This window comes from Amycolatopsis sp. lyj-84, assembly GCF_046549075.1.
Lineage (GTDB): Bacteria > Actinomycetota > Actinomycetes > Mycobacteriales > Pseudonocardiaceae > Amycolatopsis.
Map to the genome: position 1 here is coordinate 554,149 of NZ_JAJPWO010000004.1, position 22,204 is coordinate 576,352.

The following is a 22,204-nucleotide window of genomic DNA, read 5'->3' on the forward strand; positions in this document are numbered from 1 at the left end:
GCCGAAGATTTCCGTACCTCGATAGCGGGTGCGCCCTGGCCATGACGACACGACAAGGACCCCGCGCCGTCCCTTCGGACAAGGCGCTGGAGGCAGCCACTCAGCCGGGGTCCACCGTGGACGCCTCCGTAACGGACACTCTTCGCGTCGCGGCACGAGTCTTGGTGCCCACCCTGCTCACCGGTGTGATCAAACGCCGACCTCGGGTCATGGCTTTGGCGCGGAAACTCCAGATCGACCGGCCTGCCGTGCGCCTGCACGGCGAACTCCGGCGTCGCTACGGCGATCGCCCGCTGCGACTGCGGGTACCGGGCCGCTCGATCGACCTCGCGCTCTCCCCGGAAACCGTGGGCACGGTCCTGGCGGGCATACCGTCGCCGTTCAGCCCGGCGACGGGAAAGAAGGCGGCGCTGGGCAAGTTCCAGCCGCATGGCGTGCTCATTTCCGAAGGACCTGAGCGCGTGGCTCGTCGCGAGCTGAACGAGGCCGTCCTCGAACCCGGCCGGGAAGTACACGAATTGGCCGAGCCGGGGGCACGGACCATCGCCGCGCAGGCAGGCGAGATGCTCGACGCCGGAAAGCTCGACTGGGAGACGTTCAACATCTGCTGGTGGCGAGTCGTGCGGCAAGTGACACTCGGCGGCGACACAGCCGAAGACCGCGAACTCACCGACCTGCTGGCCTCGCTGCGGCAAGCCGGGAACTGGGCTTACGCCAGCCTCGACACCGCCATACCCGGAAGCGCTTCCTCGAGCTGGTCCGCCGCCAGGTCGCGTTACAGCGTTCCGGCAGCCTCGCCGCCGCACTCGCCGCTGGTGCTGGCGCTGACTCTTTTCGTAATAGGTGTTCTCGGGTTCTTCTTCCTCCCCGAGAACAATCAGGCGGGTGAAACACCCTGTGGATCTTCAGCGCCACGAGGATGCTCGACATCATCAGGAATTTCGCCGGCGTTCTCGGCTTGGCGGCCGCGCTGAAACCCTCCGCTATCCGTGCCTACGCCTGGCTCGTCTTCGTGGGCTTCGCCGACTTGACGGCCTTCGGAGTGCTTTCCGCGGCAACGACCTTGGCCGGTGACGCGGCGAACTTCGGCTGAGCCGACAACGTGCTTCACGGCATGGTCTCGATCGGCGCGCTCGGCATCGCCATGGCGTCCGCCTGGCGCGCGAGTGCACCGGAGCAGGCGAAGGCCGGGGCTAGCCTGGCTCTTTCGCCGGGTGTTCCAGCCAAACCCGGCTACCACGCGCCCTCACCGAACCCGCAGCTCCCTTTAAGATCGAGGCTAGAGCTTCTCCAGCGCCTCGGGCTTGTGCACAGCCTCGCCGCCGCTCTTGTCGCTGCGCACCAGATACTGAGGCTCGTCACGAGACGCCCGAACTGTACGACCGGCCGCCTCGGTGTCCGAGGTGATCTCCTTGAGCACCTCACCCGTGGCTTCCCCACCGTGGCTGTTCCAGCGAACCCTGTCTCCCTTGTGAAAACGTTTCGTCATTTCTTCTCCTCCCCTGAACCACGAGCCGCCCAGACATGGAAGCCGACCGCGACCGCGATCGCGAGCACAACGCACCACAGAACGAAATAAGCGGGAACTCAGTGCCGGATCAACGCCACCAGGCCCACCAGCAGGACCAGCGCGGCGCCGACAGCCGTGAACAGAGACACCGCGCTGGCCGGACGATCCGCCATGAAACCTCCTCTTCGTCACGAACCGAGTCGCACGAGCGCGTCCGCCGCCGAATCGGGATCCGCATCGATTTTTCGCCAGGCACCATCCTTTCGAGACAGACGCCGCCGGATCTTCGTCGGATTCCAGCCGTCCGGGGACGCCTTGCCGAGTTCGCGCCACTCGATCGAGGTGGCCACGCCCGTCCCCGGCCTCGCCCGCAACGAATACGGCACGACGAACGTCCGGGGTCCGGGTGTGGTCACGCTTCGCGCGGTACTCGTTCAGCCGGTCTTCGCCATCGTCCACCTCCGTCCGGGCTCCGCCGTCAGTTCCCCGCCCAGCCGCCTTGCTGCTCGGCGGCGTCGACATCGGCCTCGGCGGTCGCGGTGTGCGCCAGCGCGGCCACGGTCTCCTCCAGCCCGCGCTGGACCTCCGCGTCGTCGGCGTCGCGGACGCTGTGCAAGATCACGGTGAGGCGGGAGGCGGCCGGACCGTCGTCGGCGATCGACAATTCGCCCTGGTAGTCGTGCGGCCCTTGGGCTCCCCAACGCAAGGAGTGGTTGTCCTCGTCGACCTTCAACCACGCCTCGCCGTCCACGTGTTCACCGTGGACATCGGCCTCGACGTGGACGGCGTCACCGCCCTCCGGTTCGGCCTGGGTCATCTGCGGGAAGTAGCGCGGCAGGTTCCGCGGCTCGCGCAGGAAGGCGAACAGTTCGGCGGCGGGCATCTCGATCGTGGCAGTGTGGCGGTATTCGGTCATATCTCCGCGTACCCCGCGCCCCGCCCTCGAAACGCTTGATCAAGAACCAGCGTGTCCGAAGGCGGTTTGCGCGGAGAGGCATCGCAAAGCCTCATTCAGTCGGCCGTAAGGTCGGGCAGGCTCATACCGAGTTCCGCGGCGACCTCCCGCGCGGGCCGGTGCTGCTCGACCATCGCTTCGACCACGATACGGTGATGCCCCGGCAAGAACTCCACCTTCTCGGCGGACGACACTGGTCGCCGTTCTTGGGCCGTTTCCAACGGACCCGCGGCGAGCAGGAGTCCGTCCCGTCCGTCCTCACCATGAGCGGGCATGATCGAGTCCGGCTGCTTCCGCATCGTTGACATCGATTGTGACGACCGCTTACCCCGTTCCATGACCTCGCACATGTGATCCCGGCGAGCGAGGCTCGACAAGGCCGGACCACCGAGATCGTTCTGGACCGGCTCGCCCGCCTGGTCGCGACAGGTTCCGAAATCAACAGCCGTCGGCCGAGCCGGTCGGCGAAGTCGCGGGCTCCTTCTCGGCCCGGCCTTCGGGTTTGGCCTCGCTGTCGAAGCGGTTGCACACTTCATCGATGGAGTGGGCGATTTGGCCGAGTTCGGCCAGCACCGCCCGATGGACCGTCCGGATGGCGTCGGCTTCCTCTTCCGCACGGGAGACGATGAGCCGTGCCTCGTGATGCGCGCCGTGTTCGATCTCCTCGCGGGCACTCTCTGCGTCGGCGGCCGCCAGCAGCGACTCGCTTTCCTTACGGGCCTGTTCCTTGATCTCACCGGCTTCGGTTTTGGCCACCGCGAGGATCTTCTCGATCCGCCTCCCCAACCCGCTGGCCTGATCCGGCCCGGCGGTTCGAGGCGCTGGAACCTGGGCTTTGGCGAGCCTGCGCTCAGCAGTCCTCCGGGCTTTCTCCTGCCGATCCACGCGTTTCTCCGCCATCCGCACATATTCGTCGACCTGGCGGCGGTCGTATCCACGCAAGACGATCGGGAATCGGACGTCGGACTCCGTCGTTTCCTCGGTTTCGGACACCGTGCTTTCCATGCGCCCAGTGTCGAACAAGACACGAGGACCGGCAATCCGAAACCTGATTTTCGTACCGCCGAAAGCACTTTCGGGCGTATTCGCCATGAAGGCAGTGTTTGATTCTCGCGGCACTTCAACGACTATTCCGCGAGCGTTTCCTCCTTGACCGGAAGGTCAGGCTCACAATGGCCATGCGACCGGCAGGAAATCGCCGGTCGCGGGCGCGTCGAGCGCGGTGCGCCGCCCCGGATAGACATCCAGGACTGCCGCCATACCGGTCGCTGTCAACGCGCGTTGCACGATGGCGTGCGATCCCAAAGCGATCCGAAGCGTGACCCGATCCGCGGCGGCCAGATCGACGCCGGAATGCAGGACTTGAACACCCGCGAAACTCAGAAAGGTGACCTCGGCAAGGTCCAGCACGATCGCGTGTGGCGATCGCCTCCGCTCCAAAACGGCTTCGATCGCTTTTGTCACCACGAGGGCGGTGCAGGAATTCAGTTCACCGGCCAGAACGATCACGTCATCCGCACGTGTTTCACTTGAACACGCAGAGTTCTCGAACGATCGCGAGTCCGTCAGGCCAGCCAGAATCGCATTTCGTCTCCGGTCAGGCGACGGACGGTGGTGATCACACTGTTGTCTGCGCTGATCGCCCATCGCCAGGACAAAGGAGTGACCTGCAGCGAAAGCAAGTGCCGCCGATCCTTCACCCACAGCCAGCCATGTTGACGCCGCGCCAAATAGAGCGGCGACCGTGACTCAGGGCTCGATTCGATCAGAACACGCACCGACCCGGCCGGCTCGCAATCGCCGGTGGCCCATATCTCGGCAACACGGTCACATACGACACCGTTCGCCATCCGGCATCCTTTCCGTACGGGTGGCCGGGCACCGTCACCGGGTGCCGACGACTCGTGGCTGGTCATGAGGCAATTCGACGTGTGCCTTCTGCTGATCGAGTTGTTCGGCGCCATTGGCCGCGTCGACACGTTCCTTGGCGGCGAAATCGTCGCCGTTCGCCACGACCGTGCCTGCCAGGTCGAGCAGTTGGCCGGGTTTGACGTCCACGGGCGAATCCCCGGAGGGCAGCAGCTTAACCCACACCCGGTCGGTGGTGTTCTCCCCTGCCCAGAATCCTTCCGGACCCGGCACCGACTGGACCGGTACGGCGTTGCCGGAAATGGGCTTGCCGACGAACGAGGTGAGATCTCCTTGCAGGAGAGGGAACACATCGCGACCGTCGGCGGTGAGCCGACCGGCTCCTTCGGAAGCGGCCGGTGTCGATTTAGCCGGCGGCATGACACCGTTGGTGTTCTGGTCGTTGCTTGCCGTCTGGTTGCTCCCGCATTGAGTCAGGCCCAAGATGAGGGCCGCGACGATGACCAAGGCCAGTAGCGCCAACCAGATCCAGCCGCGGCTCTTCCCTGATCGAGTACCGGTCGCCTCGGTCGCCCCTCCGGCGCGGAGCTTTCCCTGCCCCCGTGTCGCCCCAGACTGTCCACGCGAACCGGTTTCGGATGCTGAGTGTTGTTCTCCTGGTCGTGTCACGGAAGCCTGCTTTCGTCGGGAACGAACGTAAATCGGTATACCCGTCGAACTGCCGCGACCCCATGGATTCCTGTCCGACGTACCCGAGAGTGCGAACGCGTCTTTGGCGAAACCCTGGAGACAAGCCCTGACGCCATCACGAACAGGTGAGGACGGCCGATGTCATCCGTCAAGTGTTCCGATCAAGGCCAGGCAGAGTGGGTCTTGTGGGTCGTTTTAGGAGCGGAAAGTGGGGTATCCGGACGACGGACGCGCAGTAGACCCGTACGAGGGAGCCAAGGGATGAGCACGATCACCAAATCCGTCGACGTCGAGGCCCCGGTCAGCGACGTCTACAACCAATGGACCCAGTTCGCCGACTTCCCCCGGTTCATGGAAGGAGTCGAGCGGATAGACCAGCTCGACGACACCCACACCCACTGGAAGGTGAAGATCGGCGGGGTCACCCGGGAGTTCGACGCCACCATCACCGAACAGCACCCGGACGAACGCGTCGCCTGGACTTCCGACACCGGGCACACCCACGCCGGAGTCGTCACTGTGCACCGGCTCGACGAGCACCACACCCGCGTGACGGCACAGATGGACATCGACCCCGAGGGCTTCGTGGAGAACGTCGCCGACAAGCTCGGCATCCTCGATCGTCGAGTCCAGGGTGATCTGGATCGGTTCAAGACGTTCCTCGAGAACCGCGACGGTGCCGAGACCGGTGCTTGGCGCGGTGACGTCCCCCGGTCGCCGCAATCCTGAATCCCGGACAGCCTCACCACCACAGGGTCGTTGCCCGACGACAAAGGTGAGGTCGGCGGCCGGTCTTCCCGACCCAGGCCGTCTGCACAGATGCGGCCGGTCGCTCTTGGGAGGGGCCTGCCCCATTGCCACCACCATGCTCGATCAGGCAAGGGGAAGACATGACCGCACCTGGCCCTGAACCCCAAGACGTCCCTGGCCTCGAACCGGGTGGCTCCGTGCCACCGGGAGACGTCCCGCCCGACGCCGGGCAGACCTCCGGCCTGTCGCACCCCCAGCCGATACCCTCGCGTGGCCCGGGAATCGTCGCGCTCGTGGTGATCGGCGTCCTGGTACTGGGCGTTGCCGGGTTCTTTGTGCTGCGCGCCCTGGACCTGCTCTGACCCTGACACGCTATTTACAGGTCCGCGCGCTTGGCACACAACAAGGTCACCATTCGGCGCCCCGACGCGTGGCCGACCGATTCGCCGCCGCGCGATACGGCGCGGCCGTGGTGTCGGGCAGCCTTCTCGCCAAGCCGACCAGTTCGGCGTCTTCGTGTTCGAGGACGTGGAGCAACGCCGTCCCGACATTTCCGGTGGCCCCGGTGATCACAGTCCACACAGCCTGCGCTCACCCGGACTGGTGATCGCGGAAACACGACTCGTCACGGCCGTCACAGCCGCCGCCGACGAGCGCTGCGCCGTCCTTATCCCTCAATGACCCGAATCGCCACTCACAACCTCCAGCAGCTCGAAGACACGGATCCTTTTCGCGGGCTCGGACGCGCAGGTGAGCGGGCGGTCCACTGGGAAGTACCGTTCGCGCAAATATACTGTGCAATGAGGATCGGCGAACTCGACCCGCCAATCGGAACCGCTCTCGCGAACCTCTTCCACGAGACGGAGCGCATCGATTTCGGTGGCTCCGGTAGCCGCGCGGGCGTGATGCTGGGCAGCTTGAACGATGGGCTCGAACGAGGACCGGCCGCGGAGGAACTCGGTGTCGAGCGTGCCGCGCAGATATTGGTGGACGATGCCGTTCGCTCCGCCCGGCCGCAGGCCACCGAAGGTGAACCCATGCGGTAGCAGTACCATCGCGGGAGCGAAGCGGCAGCCTCCGACATGGCTGCATTCCCAAGTGGCTTCAGGGAATTCCTCGGCTACCGCGGCGGCGAGTGATCGGCCGCGGATAGCGCAACACATGTCGTGCCTGCCGTGAACGCAGATGAGCGCGAGAGGCCCTGACACCACGTGCCCCTGTGCGGAAGGGACGCGGGAGAGTTCGGCGGCATCCGCGAACTCCCCGGCGCGGATCTCTTCGTGTCCAGAGCGTGCGTCGATCCGGAACCATCGTGAAGGCCGCTTCAGCACGGGGGCACGGCGGCCGACCTTGCGCACCAACGCGATCCGGCCGTTGACACGCGCCGCCCAAGTGGTCAACGAAGCCACCGCCGCCGGGTCGAGACCGGACTCCTTGAGCGCGAACCGCCCCCATGGGCCAGGATGCTCGATGAGCAGCCAGTGTTTCGCGGGTGGAGCCGTACCTTCTCCGGGATCCCCCGCGGCATCGGCCAAGTCCGCGCAAAGACCTCGCTCCACCGGTATCGCGGTCATGCGCCCGCGGCCATCAGCACGCCTTCCCGGAGCAGGCGCCGGACGAGCACGAGCTGATCGGTTCGATCCATCCCCGGAACCTCCCCGACTCGCCACATATTTCCGTCCAGCAACGCCGACAGGGCGGTCGCGGTGGAATCAGGAAGCGAGATGTGCCGATCCGGGAGTTCGAGGACGACACGGCCGTTCCTCGCGTCCCGAACACGGAAACGCAGACCGTCCCGGCGTCGCACGGAGTCGCCGTCGACGAGGTTCAGCGCGAAGGTGGCGGCCGCGACCGGAGCCAGTGGCTCCGGCCGATTCCCTTTCCACGCCCTGTCACGGACGTATCGGGCGATGTCTTCGGCCGGCACGGCTTTCAGCGCGGTGATCAGGTCGTCCCGGACTGACTCGAGATGATCGTCCAGCACCCCTGGATCAGCGATGTCGATCCCCAAAGGCAGGGAGGTACGCAACCGGTCGTCGGCACCGACGAGAGCGGTGAGTGCTTCCACCAGAGCGAAGCTGGTGACGACGTGGACGCCGATGGTCAGATGCGCGGAAACATCGCCGAGAGCGGTCGCGGAATGCAGCCAGCCGCGCGGGAGGTACATCACGTCACCGGGCTCGAGGACTTCGTCGATAAACGGAGCATCGTCACGAGCCCGCGCCGCGACAGCATCGGCGTGCTCGTGCCACTGCTGGTCGCGCAGTGGCGCCGGGTGAACGGGCGCGTGCACCTTCCAGTGCTTGCGCCCGGCGAACTGGAGGACGAAGACGTCGTGCACGTCGTAATGCGCGGAAAATCCCTGCGAAGACGGCGGAGTGATGTACGCGTTGACCTGTGCCGGGTGGCCGAGCTCGTCGGTCAGGCCGGTGGTGAAGTCGATGATGCCCGGCCACATGCGGTGCAGGGCTTGCAGCACGATGGTGCCGCCTTCGGCGAAAAGGGCGGCGACCCGGTCGTCGACGATCTGATCGCCGATCTCGGCGCCGACACCACCGCCACCGGTGAACGAACGAGAATCGATCACCGATCCGTTACGGGCCATGCGCAGGAACGGCGTGCGCACTCCACGGCGGGACAGCATTTCATCGACGCCGTCCAAGTCGAGCAGATCATCGAAGCGGTCGCCGGTCCGCCGCAACAAGGGCTTCCGGCCCCAGTGCCGGGTGGAGAACTCTTCGACGTCGGATCCGACCAGCCGCGTCAGGGGGCTCTCCGGAGAAATACGGCCGTCCACCGGTACCGGGACTTCCGCGGTACCGGTGGACGGCTCGCTCAGGTCAGCTCGCGCCACTGTCCGCGCCGCCGTCGGCTCCGCCGTCGTGCTGGCCGGGAGTGCCCTGCCCGGCGCCGGAGTCGGCAGGGCCTTCGGCACCGCCGTCGGCTCCGCCGTCGTGCTCACCAGGAGTCCCCTGGCCGGCGCCGGAGTCGGCCGGACCTTCCTTGTCCTTGTCCGATGTGGTGGAAATGTCGTCGTCGTTCAGGCTCACGTCGGTTCCCTTTCGTATGACCCGGCCGGGCGCCGGATGGATCACAGCCTGGCTACCCCCGATCGGCACCGCGCACACCTCGGACGCCTGACTTCACCCGCGCGGAACGGAGCTGTCCGAGCTGCTCATCGGTCGGCTTCCGGCAGGCCGGGCAGCAGTTTGTCGAGGGTGATCGGTAATTCGCGGACCCGGACACCGGTGGCGTGGTGCACGGCGTTGGCGATGGCCGCCGCCGTGCCGACGATGCCGATTTCACCGATTCCCTTGCTGCCCATGGGGTTTACGTGTGGATCGATCTCGTCCAGCCAATCGGCGCGCAGATCTTCGACGTCCGCGTTGGTCGCGATGTGATATTCGGCGAGATCGTGGTTGACGACGTGCCCGAAGCGGGGGTCCAGCACGCTGTTCTCGTGCAGGGCCATCGACAGGCCCATGATCATGCCGCCGAGCAGCTGCGATCGCGCGGTGATCGGGTTGATGACGCGTCCGACGTCGAAGGTGCCGTACAGTCGTGACACCCGTGTTTCGCCGGTGTCGACGTCGACTCGGACCTCGGCGAACTGTGCGCCGAACGCATACATCGCGTAGTCGTTCTCGGCCGGGTTGTCCGGGGTGTCAGCGCTGATCTCGTCGCCCTCTGCCGGCTCGGCCCCGTACTTGTCGCGGAACGCTCGCGCCGCCGCGACCAGGGTCGAACCCCAGGAAGCGGTGCCGGTGGAGCCGCCCGCCACGGTGGCGGACGGGTAAAGCGTGTCGCCGATGCGGACGTCGACCGAGCCCGTGGGTACTTCCAGCGCGTCGGCGGTGATCTGCGGCAGGATGGTCCACGCGCCCGTTCCCAGGTCGGCGGCACCGATTTCCGCGGTGTACCGGCCGTTTTCGAAACGGATGACCGCCGTGGAGCCGGGCATCCGCTTCGCCGGGTACACCGACGCGGCGACTCCCGTGCCGATCAGCCATGGTCCGTCGCGCCGGCTGCCTGGACGGGGATCGCGGTCCGCCCACCCGAAACGCTCCGCGCCCGTTCGCAGGCACGCGACGAGGTGACGGCTGGAGAACGGGTTACCGGTCTCGGGGTCGCGCTCCGGTTCGTTGAGGACGCGCAACTCGATGGGGTCGAGTCCGAGTGCGACGGCGAGTTCGTCCATGGCCACCTCGGAACCGAACATCCCGGGGCATTCGCCCGGCGCGCGCATCCACGACGGCACCGGCACGTCGAGCGCGGCCAGGCGGTGGGTGGTCGCCCGGTTCGGGACGGCGTACATCATCCGGGTGGGCGCGGCGGTCTGCTCCGCGTACTCCTTGATCCGTGAGGTCTGTTCGACGACGTCCACCCGCAGGGCCCGCAACCTGCCGTCGGGGTCGGCTCCGAGCCGGATGCGCTGGATCGTGGGCGTGCGATAGCCGGTGAGGCTGAACATCTGCTGCCGGGTCAACGCCAGTTTGACCGGCCTACCGGGCAGGGCGCGGGCAGCGAGTGCCGCGAGTACCACGTTGGCGTGCGGGTTCCCTTTCGAACCGAAGCCGCCGCCCACGTAAGGGCAGATCACCCGGACTTGCTCAGTGACCAGGCCGAACACCTCCGCGAGCGTGGACCGCACCGGATGAACGCCTTGGGTCGAGTCCCACAGGGTCAGCGTTTCGTCGTCCCACAACGCTGTCGTGGCGTGCGGCTCGAGCGGGTTGTTGTGATACATCGCCGTCGTGTAGGTCTCGGCCACGGTCACAGCTGCTTCGTCGAACGCGTTCTCGACGTCGCCTTCCGAGGTGTCGGTCGGGAAATCGCCGTTGACGGTGTCCGGCTTGCGCAGATCGGGCCGGTCCGCCGCGAGCCGGGCGTCGTGCGGCTCGGTGTCGTACTCCACCTCCACCAACTCTGAGGCGTGCTGCGCGACTTCGGGCGTCTCGGCCAGTACCAGGCCGATCACCTGGCCACGAAACGCGATCTCGCGGTTCTGCAGGACCGCCAGTTCCGCGTCCTCGGTGGACGCGAGCCGCTCGGCAGTCAGGGGCGTGATCACCTTGACCACGCCATCGAGAGCCTCGGCCGCGCCCGTGATGAACCGAGTGCACCTGCCGCGAGCGATGTCGGCTTGGATCAGCCGGCAGTACACCGGCCGCTCGACGGGGGCTTCGTAGGCATACGGCGCTGTCCCGGTGACCTTCTTCGGTCCGTCGTCGCGGGTACGTCCCTGGCCGATCGCGTGCGGTTCCAGCAACCCGGTCATCATTCACCTTCCGCGGCTGTCAGCTCGCGCAGCACCGCGGCCAGGGTGCGCGTGGCGAGCGGGATCTTGAACGCGTTGCCCCCGTCGAGACCCTCCAACGGTCGCGCCTCGGCGAGTTCGGCTTCGGCGGCGGACCGGAAGAGAGCGTCATCGGGCCGCGCGCCGCGGAGAACCTCTTCGGCGCGCAGCGCACGCCAGGGTTTGTGCGCCACTCCCCCGAAAGCAACGCGGACGTCCCCGATCCTCCCCTCCGACGACATGGACACCGCGACGGCGATGGACACGAGGGCGAAGGCGTAGGAGGCCCGGTCCCGGACCTTGCGGTAGGCGGACCGGCGAGTCCACGGCGCGGGCAGGCTGATTTCGGTGACGAGCTCCCCGTGCTCCAGCACGGTGTCGCGTTCCGGGTGGTCGCCCGGCAGCCGGTGCAGCTCACCGAACGGGACGATTCGCTCACCCGACGGTCCGAGGACTCGAACCTGAGCCTCGAGTACCGACAGCGCGACGGCCATGTCCGAGGGATGCGTCGCGGCACAGTGTTCGGACGCACCGAGGATCGCGTGGTGCCGCGTATAGCCGCCGAGCGCGGAGCAGCCGGACCCAGGCGACCTTTTGTTGCACGGTGTCGTGACGTCCTGGAAATACACGCATCGGGTCCGCTGCAACGGATTGCCGCCGACGGTCGCCATGTTCCGCAGCTGCGGCGACGCGCCTGACAGCAACGCTTCGGCCAAGACGGGGTACCTCTCCAGGACGCGGCGGTCGGCAGCCAGGTCGCTGTTGCGTACACCTGCTCCGATCACCAGGGTCCCGTCGGCGGCCTCACGGATCGCGGCATGGGTGACCCCGGTGATGTCGATGACCCGGGCCGGGCGCACGATCCCGAGTTTCAGGTGATCGACCAGATTGGTCCCGCCACCGAGGAAGACGGCGGATGGCTCGTCGGCCACGGCCCGCACAGCGTCCGCGGGGGTGGCCGGGCTGGCGAAGGTGAACGGCCTCATCCGTCTTCCCCCGCCCGATGGATGGCCGCGACGATGCCGGCGTAGGCGCCGCAGCGGCAAAGGTTGCCGCTCATCCGTTCGGCGACCTCCGCTTCCGTCCACTGTGGAGTCGCGGCCACGGGTGAGGTGACGTGGCTGGGCGAACCATCGCGGAACTCCGTCAACAACCCCGCGGCCGAGCAGATCTGACCAGGCGTGCAGTAGCCACATTGGTAGGCGTCACAGTCGAGGAACGCCTCCTGCAAAGGATGCAGCTCCCCTTCGGAGGCCAGGCCCGCGGCCGTGGTGACGTCCGCGCCGTCGCAGGTCACGGCGAGCACCAGGCAGGCCAGCACCCGACGCCCCCTGACCAGAACCGTGCAGGCTCCGCATTGACCGTGGTCACACCCCTTTTTCACGCTGTACAGATCGAGGTGGTCACGTAGCAGGTCCAGCAAAGTACGACGAGGATCGACGGTCAGCCGACGCGAGGTCCCGTCGACGCAAATGGCGATCGTGCTGGCTTCAGCGGCCGATTCGGTCATGGCCATGGCTTCACCGCCTGTCCTGTTTGCCCTGTCGCCGAGCCATACCCCGCTTCTGCCGCTTCGAAACCGGCACGGCTGGTCACAGCCCCTGGCCGGTGAACTCTTTCGTGTCAGCCGACGGTCTTGGCAGAATAGGCCGGTGACCGACATCGCTGAGCCCACCGCGGGCGCTTCGCCTTCCGGCCTGGACGAGATCATGGGCGGACGCCAGCACACCATCGGCAGCTTCCGCTTCCACTTCGCCGACCAAACCTGGGAATGGTCCGACGAAGTCGCACGACTCCACGGCTACGCGCCAGGAACCGTCCAGCCCACGACCGAGCTGCTCCTGTCACACAAACATCCCGAAGACCGCGACACCGTCGCCGGAACACTGGCCGCGACAGTCCGCGACGGCACCGCGTTCTGCAGCCGTCACCGCATCATCGACACCACCGGGAACGAACACCACGTCCTCGTCGTCGGCGACCGCCTCTACGACAGCACCGGCACCACCGTCGGCACCACCGGCTACTACATCGACCTCGACGCCAGCCGCGACGAACACCGCAAGCAGATCCTCTCCGAAGCCCTCCCCGACCTCCTCGACACCCGCGCCTGCATCGACCAAGCCAAAGGCGCGCTCATGCTCGTCTACGGCATCACCGCCGAACAAGCCTTCCACGTCCTACGATGGAGATCCCAGGAAACCAACACCAAACTGCGAGTCCTCGCCGAGAAACTCGCCACCGCCCTCACCACCCTCGGCGGCGGCCCCCTCCAGCAACGCACCCAGTTCGACCACCTCCTGCTCACCATCCACCAGCACCCCGGCTCGGTATAGGCCGTGCCGGGTCGTGCTAGAGCAGAACGCCTCGGCGGAAACCGTGGGCGACGGCTTGGGCGCGGTCCTGTGCCCCGAGTTTGCGGAAAAGCCGTTGTGCGTGGGTCTTCACCGTATCTTCGGCCAGGTGCAGTTCACGGCCGATTTCTCCGTTGCGTTTGCCTTGGCTCATTCCCGTCAGTACCTGCAGCTCACGACTCGTCAGCTGGACGCCGACAGAGGACGGCAGCCGCGGCACAGGCACGGAAATGCTGTTGAGAGTGTCGGCGAGAGCGGAGACGACCTCCGGCCAGGAGGTGTTCCAGCGAAAGTAACCTCGGGCGCCGCCGCTGATCGCGTTGGCCACGACCACAGGGTCGTTGGCGGCCCCGAAGACCAGGATGTTGGCCCGGAGATCCGCCTTGACGAGTCGTCGAACGGCCTCCACTCCGCTCGGTGTGGCGCGTTCCAAGCCGACGAGAACCAGATCGGCGGGCCGACGGGAATACTTGGCCAGCAGCCCCTCAGCCTCCGCTACGCAGTCGACATGGTCTACGCCGGGAACCGCGGACATGGCACGGCTGACCGCGTCCCGCACTCTTCCCCGGCTGTCACAGATCAAGATCGCTGTCACGGCTTTACCCTTACTTCTACTCTTGGCTGCGAGTGAGCGCGTGATCGGCGGTCAGGGGCACGAGTACTGCTTCCTCGAGCCCTTGACCGCGTGACGTCGACGCTACTTTCGCAGCAAGGTTTCAGTGTTGGCGGCGGTCACCCGGGTGCCCGAACCGGCGTCGAGCGGATCCGTGGCGACGGTCCCGTTCACCGGAGCGGGCAGCAACTCGAATTCGCTGTGGACAGGAGTGTTCGGCTTCAGTGCCGTAAGCGCATCCTGCGCGTGCTCCACCCGCGAGAGAAGCGGCACAACAGGCAAATCGGCCTCATCCAGCTGAACATCCAGCGGGCTGTTCAGATCCGGCGCCGGGTAAACCTGCCCGACCGGTGTCGTGGTGGGCGGTACCGCGGCCGGGACATCGGTCATCGCCGTGGTGATGGCCGGCCGCAGGGAGTCCTGGTCCGCCGCGGCCAGCTGGTCCAGCGGTCGCGCTTGCCGCAGGGCCTCGGCCAGCCCGATCGCGGCGGGAGTGACGATGTGCTGATCCACCGGGGTGGCGGGCAGCTCTGGATCGACGTGTTCGGCCGCCGACGCGACGCCGCTTCCCAGCATCAAAAGGCCACCGCTGGCGAGCGTGGTCCGCAGGACGTACTTCACCCAATCTTGCACGACAAAAACTCCTTCTTGAATGAGAAAAAGGAAACAATGGCGACCTGACACCGCGAGGAAGCGACGCCTGGTCATGACGATCGACCGAGTCCGAACGCCGATCGGTTATCCGGTCAGCCGGGCCTGACGCCCGGCTGGATCACCGCTGCCTGCGGAGATCGGTTCTCGAAATCGCTGCCACTCAGCGGAATCCGATCGTTCTGCGCCGCACTGCCTGACATGAGAGCACCGCTCCCGTGATCACCAGCGCCTGCCGCGGCGAGATTTGTCCGTTTTCCACACGCTGTCATCGGCGACCACAGCGGAATCGGCTTCCCTGCGGCATGACCGGACACACGTGGATGCGATGCCCGAGACGGTTGATGGCTGACAACCTTGTGTCCACGCGGAGACGGAAGAAGTGTGGTGACGTGGTCCGCTTCGCTCCGAGCGGAGGAGACGATGTCCGGCTCCGACGCGGGGGCATCATCGTCGGATGCCAGGCCGCCGACGCGATCACGACTGGCTTCGCCCGGCGGCCCTTGGCCAGCAACATCAACTGTGGTGGCTGCGCGGCGATCCGCCTCGATGGGGGCATTTGCCACCCTTACCTCGGATTTCACTGCCTCATCAAGGTATTTCGACGAGACAGCACCGTGACCAATGAGCGCTTCCGCGCTATTTGGTTTCTGGATCAAGGACGGCACCACCGCCACGGGCAGGGTTCGGTTCGCTATCGCGGTCGCGGGGCTCATCTCGACAGCGATAGCCGGACCGCTCGAGCCATCGATGACCAGGGTGTCAGCTTTCGCGGCGACATCGCCCGCGATCCATGCCACGGCGGTGGCCGCGACCATACCGCTCACCAGGACGAGCGAACGGGCCAGAAGGCGACCGACACGCATCGCGCCGATTGTCCGACTCCCCACGCCTGGCTCCCATTTCTTGTCAACTCGTTCGCGCCGTGCGAATCATAAGAGTTTCGTACGACGGCCACCTCGCACCCCTCGCCCGAAAATCCGATGGCGGCACCATTTATGCCCTTCTGTGACCACCGACTCGAAGCTGACCAGCGAAAATTGAATGAGAGCCATCGTGACGACAAAGTCAATACACGCGAAACCAATACACTCGAATCAGTGACCACAAGCCGGGCGGAGCAACGTCCCTGCGTAACACGATCGCGGGAACCGCATTCTCGGTTGCGCGGCCAGGCCGGCGTCGCTCAGGCGGACAGCTGCTCGCGCAGCCTCTGAAGCACCTTCGCCAGCAACCGGGAAACGTTGCATCTGGGAGACGCCGATCCGGGCCGCGATCTGCGATTGAGTCATGCCTTCGAAGAACCGCATCTTCACGATCTCCCGCTCCCGTTCCGGCAACCGGTGCAGCAGGGGCGCCACCGCATGGTGGTCTTCGACGAGTTCGAGGCGCGAGTCCACCTCACCCATCACATCGGCCAAGTCCGTCGTGTCTTTGCCGTTGGCGGCCGGTCGATCCAGTGACGAAGCCTGATAACTGTTCGCCGCCAGCAAACCTTCATGGATCGTTTCGACGTCGATCCCGAGGTGGCCGGCCAGCTCGCTCGGCGTCGGAGCGCGGCCGAGAACCCCGGCGAGCTCCATGGTGCCCTGCTTGAGCCGGAAGCTCAGTTCCTGCATGCGCCGCGGGACGTGCACCGCCCAGCCGGTGTCACGGAAGAACCGGCGAACCTCACCCATGACCGTCGGAACGGCGAACGACAGGAAGTCACCACCACGGCCTGGGTCGAATCGGTCGACGGCCTCCACCAGGCCGACCCGGGCCACCTGGACCAAATCTTCTGTCGCCTGGCCTCGGCCAAGGAAACGCAGGGCTACGTGGTCGGCGAGCGGCAACAGCTCAAGGATCAAGCATTCACGTAGCCCTTGGCGACGCGGATGATCGGCCGGAAGAGCGGCCAGCTGTTCGAACAGTGGGCGGCAGTGCGCGTACCCGGCGCCGTCGCGAGCGCGTCTGCGCTGCGTCGGCACCACACTTTCGCCCGCCACGCCTCGGCGGGGCACCAAGGCAGAATCCACAATGGACGCAACATTGTTCATCGCGTTGATCGCCGCCTCCTGCACCCCAGGGTCATGCTCTCGTCGTCAAGTCGGAGATACCCGAACGAAAAGGCGGCAAACGTGGACATCGACGAAGCAGCGGGCCCACACGCCACTTGCGCACGATCCGCAGGAGTAGTCTGGACCAGTCCAAGGAACAGCCGGAGGCAGTTCGGCAGGTGACAGGAGTACTCCACAGGATGCCAGCCGATGCCTCCGCCGAGGACCTGGTGCACGAGGTCGCCGCCGTACCGGCGCAGGCCGCTCGCCTGAGGAACGTGCTCGCCGACTGGGCCCACCATCAAGGAATGCCTGTCGAGCTGGCAGAAGACCTCAAGCTGACCGTGTACGAAGCGATGACGAACGTCGTCAGGCATGCTTATCCGGCCGGGACCGACAACATCATGACGGTCACCGCCGTGCACCAGGCAGGCTGGATCACGGTCACCATCGCCGATTCCGGCAGCTGGCGGGAAGGTCATCGGCCGGACGGCGGGCGCGGGGTCCCGATCATCACCACCTTCGCGCCGAAATCCACTGTGACCAGCACTTCGGCCGGCACGACCGTCAGCGTCTCCTGGCCTCTCACACCTCACTGATCGACTGACCGAAACTTCTTGTTCTTCATCGGAAATCGAATTCGGTTTCTGAAATGGGCATGCCAAATTTGCCCTTACCGGCGACAGCGCGCGGGATCAGGCTGGACATCTCGACCGAAAACGATTCACGCCAGCGTCAGGAAAACAATTGACGGAAGCACTGTGGCTGACGGGAGCAATAGGGCGTCTCGCTCGGCGGGATGCGGCTGGCTGCTCAACCGTTGCGGCATAGCCTAGTACACCTTCGCTATGCTCGGGAACCGCCCGGGCCGCTCCTTCCGCCCGTGCACTCCTCGGCTGGTTGTTGGTTCTTTCCTCGACGCTACAAATGAAGAGACGTGGTGACGGATGAGCGGGTCGGCGACTGCGACGATGAGTCGTGCCGGAGAAGAAGAACTGCGCCAGCTTCTGGCCGGGCTGACGGCGGTACGGGACGGGGACTTCGGCATCAGGCTGCCGGACGGCGCCGACGGACTGCTCGGCGACATCGCCACCGTGTTCAACGGGATGGCGGACCAGCTGTCCTTGTTCACCTCGGAGGTCACCCGGGTCGCCCGCGAAGTCGGCAGCGAAGGGCAATTGGGCGGACAGGCGAAGGTGCCCGGGGTCTCCGGCACCTGGAAAGACCTCACCGACTCCGTGAACGCGATGGCGGGCAACCTCACCACCCAGGTGCGTGACATCGCCCAGGTGGCGACCGCGGTGGCGCGAGGCGACCTGTCCCAGAAGATCGACGTCGACGCCCGCGGCGAGATCCTCGAACTCAAGGACACCGTGAACACCATGGTGGATCAGCTGTCCTCGTTCGCCGACGAAGTCACGCGCGTCGCACGAGAGGTCGGTAGCGAGGGACGGCTGGGCGGCCAGGCGGAGGTGCCGGGCGTCGGCGGCGTCTGGCGCGATCTCACCGACTCGGTGAACTTCATGGCGGGCAACCTCACCGACCAGGTCCGCAATGTCGCCCAGGTGACGACGGCGGTCGCGAAGGGCGATCTGTCCCAGAAGATCACGGTGGACGCGCGCGGCGAAATCCTCGAGCTCAAGAACACCATCAACACGATGGTGGATCAGCTGTCCTCGTTCGCCGACGAAGTCACCCGCGTCGCCCGTGAAGTCGGCACCGAGGGCCGACTGGGTGGGCAGGCCGACGTCAAGGGCGTCTCCGGCACTTGGCGCGACCTCACCGACTCCGTGAACTTCATGGCGGGCAACCTGACCGACCAGGTCCGCAACATCGCCCAGGTCGCCACCGCTGTCGCCAAGGGCGATCTGTCGCAGAAGATCAACGTGACGGCGCGCGGCGAGGTCCTGGAGCTGAAGAACACTCTGAACACCATGGTGGGTCAGCTGTCCGCCTTCGCCGACGAAGTCACCCGCGTCGCACGTGAAGTCGGCACCGAAGGACGACTCGGCGGCCAAGCCGACGTCAAGGGCGTCTCCGGCACCTGGCGCGACCTCACCGACTCCGTGAACTTCATGGCGGACAACCTGACGGCGCAGGTCCGCTCGATCGCCGAGGTCACCACCGCGGTGGCCCGCGGTGACCTGTCGCAGAAGATCCGGGTCGACGCGCGCGGCGAGATCCTGGAACTGAAGGACACCATCAACACGATGGTCGACCAGCTGTCCGCCTTCGCCGACGAAGTCACCCGCGTCGCGCGTGAGGTCGGCACCGAAGGCAACCTCGGCGGACAGGCGACGGTCCGGGGTGTCTCGGGAACCTGGAAGGACCTGACCGACAACGTCAACGTGATGGCGTCCAACCTCACCGGTCAGGTGCGCTCGATCGCGCAGGTCGCCACGGCGGTCGCCCGGGGCGACCTGTCCCGCAAGATCACCGTCGAGGCCAAGGGCGAGGTCGCGGCGCTGGCCGACGTCATCAACACGATGGTCGACACGCTGTCCGCGTTCGCGGACGAGGTCACCCGGGTCGCCCGCGAGGTGGGCACCGAAGGGATCCTCGGCGGGCAGGCCCGCGTGCCGAACGTCGCCGGCACCTGGAAGGACCTCACCGACAACGTCAACTCGATGGCGAACAACCTCACCGGGCAGGTCCGCAACATCGCCCAGGTGACCACCGCGGTCGCGCAGGGCGACCTGACGCGCAAGATCGACGTCGACGCGCGGGGCGAGATCCTGGAGCTCAAGACCACCATCAACACGATGGTCGACCAGCTTTCCGCGTTCGCCGCGGAGGTCACCCGCGTGGCACGCGAAGTCGGCAGCGAGGGACGGCTCGGCGGCCAGGCCGAGGTCGAAGGCGTATCGGGTACCTGGAAACGGCTCACGGAGAACGTCAACGAACTCGCCGGGAACCTCACCCGGCAGGTCCGGGCCATCGCCAAGGTCACCAGCGCGGTCGCGGAAGGCGACCTCACCCGCTCGATCACCGTGGACGCCTCCGGCGAGGTCGCCGAACTCAAGGACAACATCAACTCGATGGTCGAGTCGCTGCGCGAGACCACGCGGGCCAACCAAGAGCAAGACTGGCTGAAGTCGAACCTGGCCACCATCACCGGCCTGATGCAGGGACGTCGCGACCTCGCCCTGGTCGCGGCGGCGGTGATGGACGAGCTGGTCCCGTTGGTCGCCGCGCAGTACGGCGCGTTCTACCTCGCCGACGAGACGGCGGAAAGGCCGGAACTGCGGCTTGTCGGCGCCTACGGGCATCCCGACGCCGACGATGGTCCGGTGGCGCGCTTCCGGATCGGCCAATCGCTGGTCGGGCAGGCGGCACGCAGTCGTCGCCCGATCATGGTCGACGAAGTCCCGGAGGACTATGTGGCCATCTCGTCCGGCCTGGGGAAGACGAGACCGGCGAATCTGATCGTGCTCCCGATCGTGGTGGAAGATCAGGTTCTCGGCGTGATCGAGCTGGCCTCGATCCACGGTTTCACCGAAGTGCACCGGGCGTTCCTCGAACTGCTGATGGAACAGATCGGCGTCAACGTCAACAGCATCGTCGCCAACGCGCGTACGGACGAGCTGCTCGACGAATCGCAGCGACTGACCGCCGAGCTCCAGACGCGTTCGGAGGAACTGCAGTCACAGCAGGAAGAACTGCAGCGTTCCAACGCCGAGTTGGAGGAGAAGGCCGCGCTGCTGGCGACCCAGAACCGTGACATCGAGACGAAGAACCTCGAAATCGAGCAAGCGCGCCAAGAACTCGAAACCCGTGCCCACCAGCTGACACTGGCGTCGAAGTACAAGTCGGAGTTCCTGGCCAACATGAGCCACGAACTGCGCACCCCGCTCAACAGCCTGTTGATCCTCGCGCAACTGCTGGCCCAGAACCCCACTCGCAACCTCACCTCCAAGCAAGTGGAGTACGCGGGCATCATCCACTCGGCGGGTTCGGATCTCCTGCAGTTGATCAACGACATCCTCGACCTGTCCAAGGTCGAGGCGGGGAAGATGGACGTCACCCCGGAACAGGTCCCCTTGCGGCAGCTGCTGGACTACGTCGAAGCGACCTTCCGGCCGATGACCTCGCAGCGGCAGCTCGACTTCCGGATCCGCGTCGGCCAGGACGCCCCCGCGCAGGTGCTGACCGACGATTCGCGGCTGCGGCAGGTGCTGCGCAACCTCCTCTCCAACGCGGTGAAGTTCACCAGCACGGGCGGAATCGAGCTGCACATCGAGCCGGTCGGGATCGAAGAGCTGCCTCCGTCCGTTCGCACGAACGGGCCTGCCATCGCCTTCCGGGTCATCGACACGGGTATCGGGATCGCGGAGCACCAGCTCGAATCGATCTTCGGCGCGTTCCAGCAAGCGGACGGCACGACCAGCCGCAAGTACGGCGGAACCGGTCTCGGATTGTCGATCAGCCGGGAGATCGCGCAGTTGCTGGGAGGCCACCTCACCGCGGAGAGCACTCTCGGTGAGGGCAGTACGTTCACCTTCTACCTGCCGGTCGCACGCCCGGACTTCACGGTGCGGCCCGCCATCGGTACGGAATCGGCCGCCACTCCGGGCGCCGAACCGGTGCGGGAATCCCCGCGCCGCACGCATCGCCGCCTGCTCGTGGTCGAAGGGCGGCAACGCGGTCTGCTGACGCTCGTCGCCGAGAGCGCCGCCGGCGATCTGGCCGACAGCAGGGACTTCGGTGTCATCACCGCCGACGTCGAGGTCGTGACCGCGGCGGGCACGGAGGAGGCGGCGTCCGCCCTCGCCACCGACGCTTATCACTGTGTAGTGCTCGACCTCGACCTGCGGGAAGGGACCTCGTTCGCCTTCCTCGACGCCATGCAGGGTGACAACGCCCTGCGGACGGTGCCCATCCTGGTCCACAACAGCAGGCGCCTCGACCACGAACAGGAACAGCTCCTGCAGACGAGAGCCGAGACGCTCTCGCTCGAAGTGTTGTCCGGCCTGGACGAGCTGCGGGAACGGATCGCCCTGCACCTTTCGGCGGATGAGCCGGGGTCGGTGCTGCCCTTGGTCCACCCGGGAGAGAAGCCCGCGCCGGTTCACCCTCAGGACGTCGACAACACCCTGCACGGTCGCACCGTGCTGATCGTCGACGACGACCCGCGCAACGTCTACGCGCTCACCGGAATCCTGGAACTGCACGGTCTGCAGGTGCTACACGCCGAAGACGGTCGTAAGGGCGTCGAGCGGGTGACCACTCATCCCGGCATCGACCTGGTCCTGATGGACATCATGATGCCCGAAATGGACGGCTACACCGCGACCGCGACGATCCGGGCCATGCCCGAACACGCCCGGCTACCGATCGTGGCCGTCACGGCGAAGGCGATGCCCGGTGACCGCGAAAAGAGCATCGCCTCGGGCGCGAACGACTACGTCACCAAACCTGTCGACACGGACGAGCTGATCGCCTGCCTCAAACGGCACCTGACGGTCTGAGCGGGGAAC

General features: G+C 66.2%; 24 protein-coding genes and 1 pseudogene. 6 read left to right on the forward strand and 19 right to left on the reverse strand.

All coding sequences use genetic code 11. The features are described from left to right. Nucleotides 1-41 precede the first annotated feature (41 nt). Entirely contained in the window at nt 42-974 is a 933-nt protein-coding gene (locus ACLJRM_RS16655; RefSeq protein ID WP_410663492.1) for a hypothetical protein, read from the forward strand. Nucleotides 975-1,279: 305 nt separating this feature from the next. On the opposite strand, the gene ACLJRM_RS16660 is transcribed toward ACLJRM_RS16655, so the two are convergent. The 8 genes from ACLJRM_RS16660 to ACLJRM_RS16695 form a co-directional block, all read right to left on the reverse strand. Then, nucleotides 1,280-1,489: a DUF2945 domain-containing protein gene (locus ACLJRM_RS16660; protein WP_410663493.1), complete on the reverse strand. Its 210-nt coding sequence runs from the start codon at nt 1,487-1,489 to the stop codon at nt 1,280-1,282. Between the two features lie 209 nt (nt 1,490-1,698). Beyond that, nucleotides 1,699-1,926 carry a hypothetical protein gene (locus tag ACLJRM_RS16665; RefSeq protein WP_410663494.1) on the reverse strand — a complete coding sequence of 76 codons (228 nt, stop codon included), beginning with the start codon at nt 1,924-1,926 and terminating at the stop codon, nt 1,699-1,701. A 62-nt stretch (nt 1,927-1,988) separates the two neighbouring features. Further along, nucleotides 1,989-2,426 (reverse strand): SRPBCC family protein, encoded by a 438-nt coding sequence (locus ACLJRM_RS16670; RefSeq protein ID WP_410663495.1) that lies wholly within the window; start codon nt 2,424-2,426, stop codon nt 1,989-1,991. Nucleotides 2,427-2,521: 95 nt separating this feature from the next. Then, nucleotides 2,522-2,764 (reverse strand): hypothetical protein, encoded by a 243-nt coding sequence (locus tag ACLJRM_RS16675; protein ID WP_410663496.1) that lies wholly within the window; start codon nt 2,762-2,764, stop codon nt 2,522-2,524. Between the two features lie 139 nt (nt 2,765-2,903). Then, nucleotides 2,904-3,557, reverse strand: coding sequence for a DivIVA domain-containing protein (locus tag ACLJRM_RS16680; protein WP_410663497.1), 654 nt, complete (start codon nt 3,555-3,557; stop codon nt 2,904-2,906). Between the two features lie 75 nt (nt 3,558-3,632). Further along, nucleotides 3,633-3,974, reverse strand: coding sequence for an STAS domain-containing protein (locus ACLJRM_RS16685; RefSeq protein WP_410663498.1), 342 nt, complete (start codon nt 3,972-3,974; stop codon nt 3,633-3,635). Between the two features lie 56 nt (nt 3,975-4,030). Further along, nucleotides 4,031-4,315 carry a hypothetical protein gene (locus ACLJRM_RS16690; protein ID WP_410663499.1) on the reverse strand — a complete coding sequence of 95 codons (285 nt, stop codon included), beginning with the start codon at nt 4,313-4,315 and terminating at the stop codon, nt 4,031-4,033. Nucleotides 4,316-4,349: 34 nt separating this feature from the next. Next, nucleotides 4,350-4,856, reverse strand: a complete 507-nt coding sequence (locus ACLJRM_RS16695; protein ID WP_410663500.1) for a hypothetical protein — start codon at nt 4,854-4,856, stop codon at nt 4,350-4,352. Between the two features lie 429 nt (nt 4,857-5,285). Here ACLJRM_RS16695 and ACLJRM_RS16700 point away from each other — a divergent pair, with 429 nt between their 5' ends. Both ACLJRM_RS16700 and ACLJRM_RS16705 read left to right on the forward strand, forming a co-directional pair. Continuing rightward, nucleotides 5,286-5,753, forward strand: a complete 468-nt coding sequence (locus ACLJRM_RS16700) for an SRPBCC family protein (protein ID WP_410663501.1) — start codon at nt 5,286-5,288, stop codon at nt 5,751-5,753. A gap of 161 nt (nt 5,754-5,914) precedes the next feature. Continuing rightward, complete coding sequence (locus ACLJRM_RS16705) at nt 5,915-6,136, forward strand: DUF6480 family protein (protein ID WP_410663502.1); 222 nt, start codon at nt 5,915-5,917, stop codon at nt 6,134-6,136. A gap of 46 nt (nt 6,137-6,182) precedes the next feature. Here ACLJRM_RS16705 and ACLJRM_RS16710 read toward each other — a convergent pair whose 3' ends face one another. From ACLJRM_RS16710 to ACLJRM_RS16740, 7 genes are all read right to left on the reverse strand, one after another. Continuing rightward, on the reverse strand, nt 6,183-6,356 hold the full coding sequence (locus ACLJRM_RS16710; RefSeq protein ID WP_410663503.1) for an NAD-dependent epimerase/dehydratase family protein: 174 nt from the start codon (nt 6,354-6,356) through the stop codon (nt 6,183-6,185). Nucleotides 6,357-6,448: 92 nt separating this feature from the next. Continuing rightward, nucleotides 6,449-7,309, reverse strand: a complete 861-nt coding sequence (locus ACLJRM_RS16715) for a sucrase ferredoxin (RefSeq protein ID WP_410663504.1) — start codon at nt 7,307-7,309, stop codon at nt 6,449-6,451. A 35-nt stretch (nt 7,310-7,344) separates the two neighbouring features. Beyond that, nucleotides 7,345-8,709 carry a cupin domain-containing protein gene (locus ACLJRM_RS16720; protein ID WP_410663553.1) on the reverse strand — a complete coding sequence of 455 codons (1,365 nt, stop codon included), beginning with the start codon at nt 8,707-8,709 and terminating at the stop codon, nt 7,345-7,347. Further along, a complete protein-coding gene (locus tag ACLJRM_RS16725) occupies nt 8,615-8,824 on the reverse strand; it encodes a hypothetical protein (RefSeq protein ID WP_076158230.1) in 210 nt (69 codons plus the stop codon). Before ACLJRM_RS16725 ends, ACLJRM_RS16720 begins: the two co-directional genes overlap by 95 nt. A gap of 125 nt (nt 8,825-8,949) precedes the next feature. Then, nucleotides 8,950-11,052, reverse strand: a complete 2,103-nt coding sequence (locus ACLJRM_RS16730; protein WP_410663505.1) for a xanthine dehydrogenase family protein molybdopterin-binding subunit — start codon at nt 11,050-11,052, stop codon at nt 8,950-8,952. After that, a complete protein-coding gene (locus tag ACLJRM_RS16735; RefSeq protein WP_410663506.1) occupies nt 11,052-12,056 on the reverse strand; it encodes an FAD binding domain-containing protein in 1,005 nt (334 codons plus the stop codon). The genes ACLJRM_RS16730 and ACLJRM_RS16735 overlap by 1 nt, the downstream gene beginning before the upstream one ends. Further along, nucleotides 12,053-12,586: a 2Fe-2S iron-sulfur cluster-binding protein gene (locus ACLJRM_RS16740; RefSeq protein ID WP_410663507.1), complete on the reverse strand. Its 534-nt coding sequence runs from the start codon at nt 12,584-12,586 to the stop codon at nt 12,053-12,055. The genes ACLJRM_RS16735 and ACLJRM_RS16740 overlap by 4 nt, the downstream gene beginning before the upstream one ends. Before the next feature lie 136 nt (nt 12,587-12,722). Here ACLJRM_RS16740 and ACLJRM_RS16745 point away from each other — a divergent pair, with 136 nt between their 5' ends. Further along, nucleotides 12,723-13,406, forward strand: coding sequence for a PAS and ANTAR domain-containing protein (locus tag ACLJRM_RS16745; protein ID WP_410663508.1), 684 nt, complete (start codon nt 12,723-12,725; stop codon nt 13,404-13,406). 16 nt (nt 13,407-13,422) lie between these two features. Here the strand turns inward: ACLJRM_RS16745 and ACLJRM_RS16750 are convergent, their stop codons facing one another. The 4 genes and pseudogenes from ACLJRM_RS16750 to ACLJRM_RS16765 form a co-directional block, all read right to left on the reverse strand. Further along, nucleotides 13,423-14,019: a response regulator transcription factor gene (locus ACLJRM_RS16750; protein WP_410663509.1), complete on the reverse strand. Its 597-nt coding sequence runs from the start codon at nt 14,017-14,019 to the stop codon at nt 13,423-13,425. A 102-nt stretch (nt 14,020-14,121) separates the two neighbouring features. Beyond that, a complete protein-coding gene (locus ACLJRM_RS16755; RefSeq protein WP_410663510.1) occupies nt 14,122-14,670 on the reverse strand; it encodes a hypothetical protein in 549 nt (182 codons plus the stop codon). A 113-nt stretch (nt 14,671-14,783) separates the two neighbouring features. Then, nucleotides 14,784-15,554, reverse strand: coding sequence for a hypothetical protein (locus ACLJRM_RS16760; RefSeq protein ID WP_410663511.1), 771 nt, complete (start codon nt 15,552-15,554; stop codon nt 14,784-14,786). Nucleotides 15,555-15,874: 320 nt separating this feature from the next. After that, a pseudogene (locus tag ACLJRM_RS16765) lies at nt 15,875-16,676 on the reverse strand (SigB/SigF/SigG family RNA polymerase sigma factor). 251 nt (nt 16,677-16,927) lie between these two features. Here ACLJRM_RS16765 and ACLJRM_RS16770 point away from each other — a divergent pair. Next, entirely contained in the window at nt 16,928-17,326 is a 399-nt protein-coding gene (locus ACLJRM_RS16770; RefSeq protein ID WP_410663512.1) for an ATP-binding protein, read from the forward strand. 372 nt (nt 17,327-17,698) lie between these two features. Continuing rightward, a complete protein-coding gene (locus ACLJRM_RS16775; protein ID WP_410663513.1) occupies nt 17,699-22,195 on the forward strand; it encodes a HAMP domain-containing protein in 4,497 nt (1,498 codons plus the stop codon). Nucleotides 22,196-22,204: the final 9 nt, after the last annotated feature.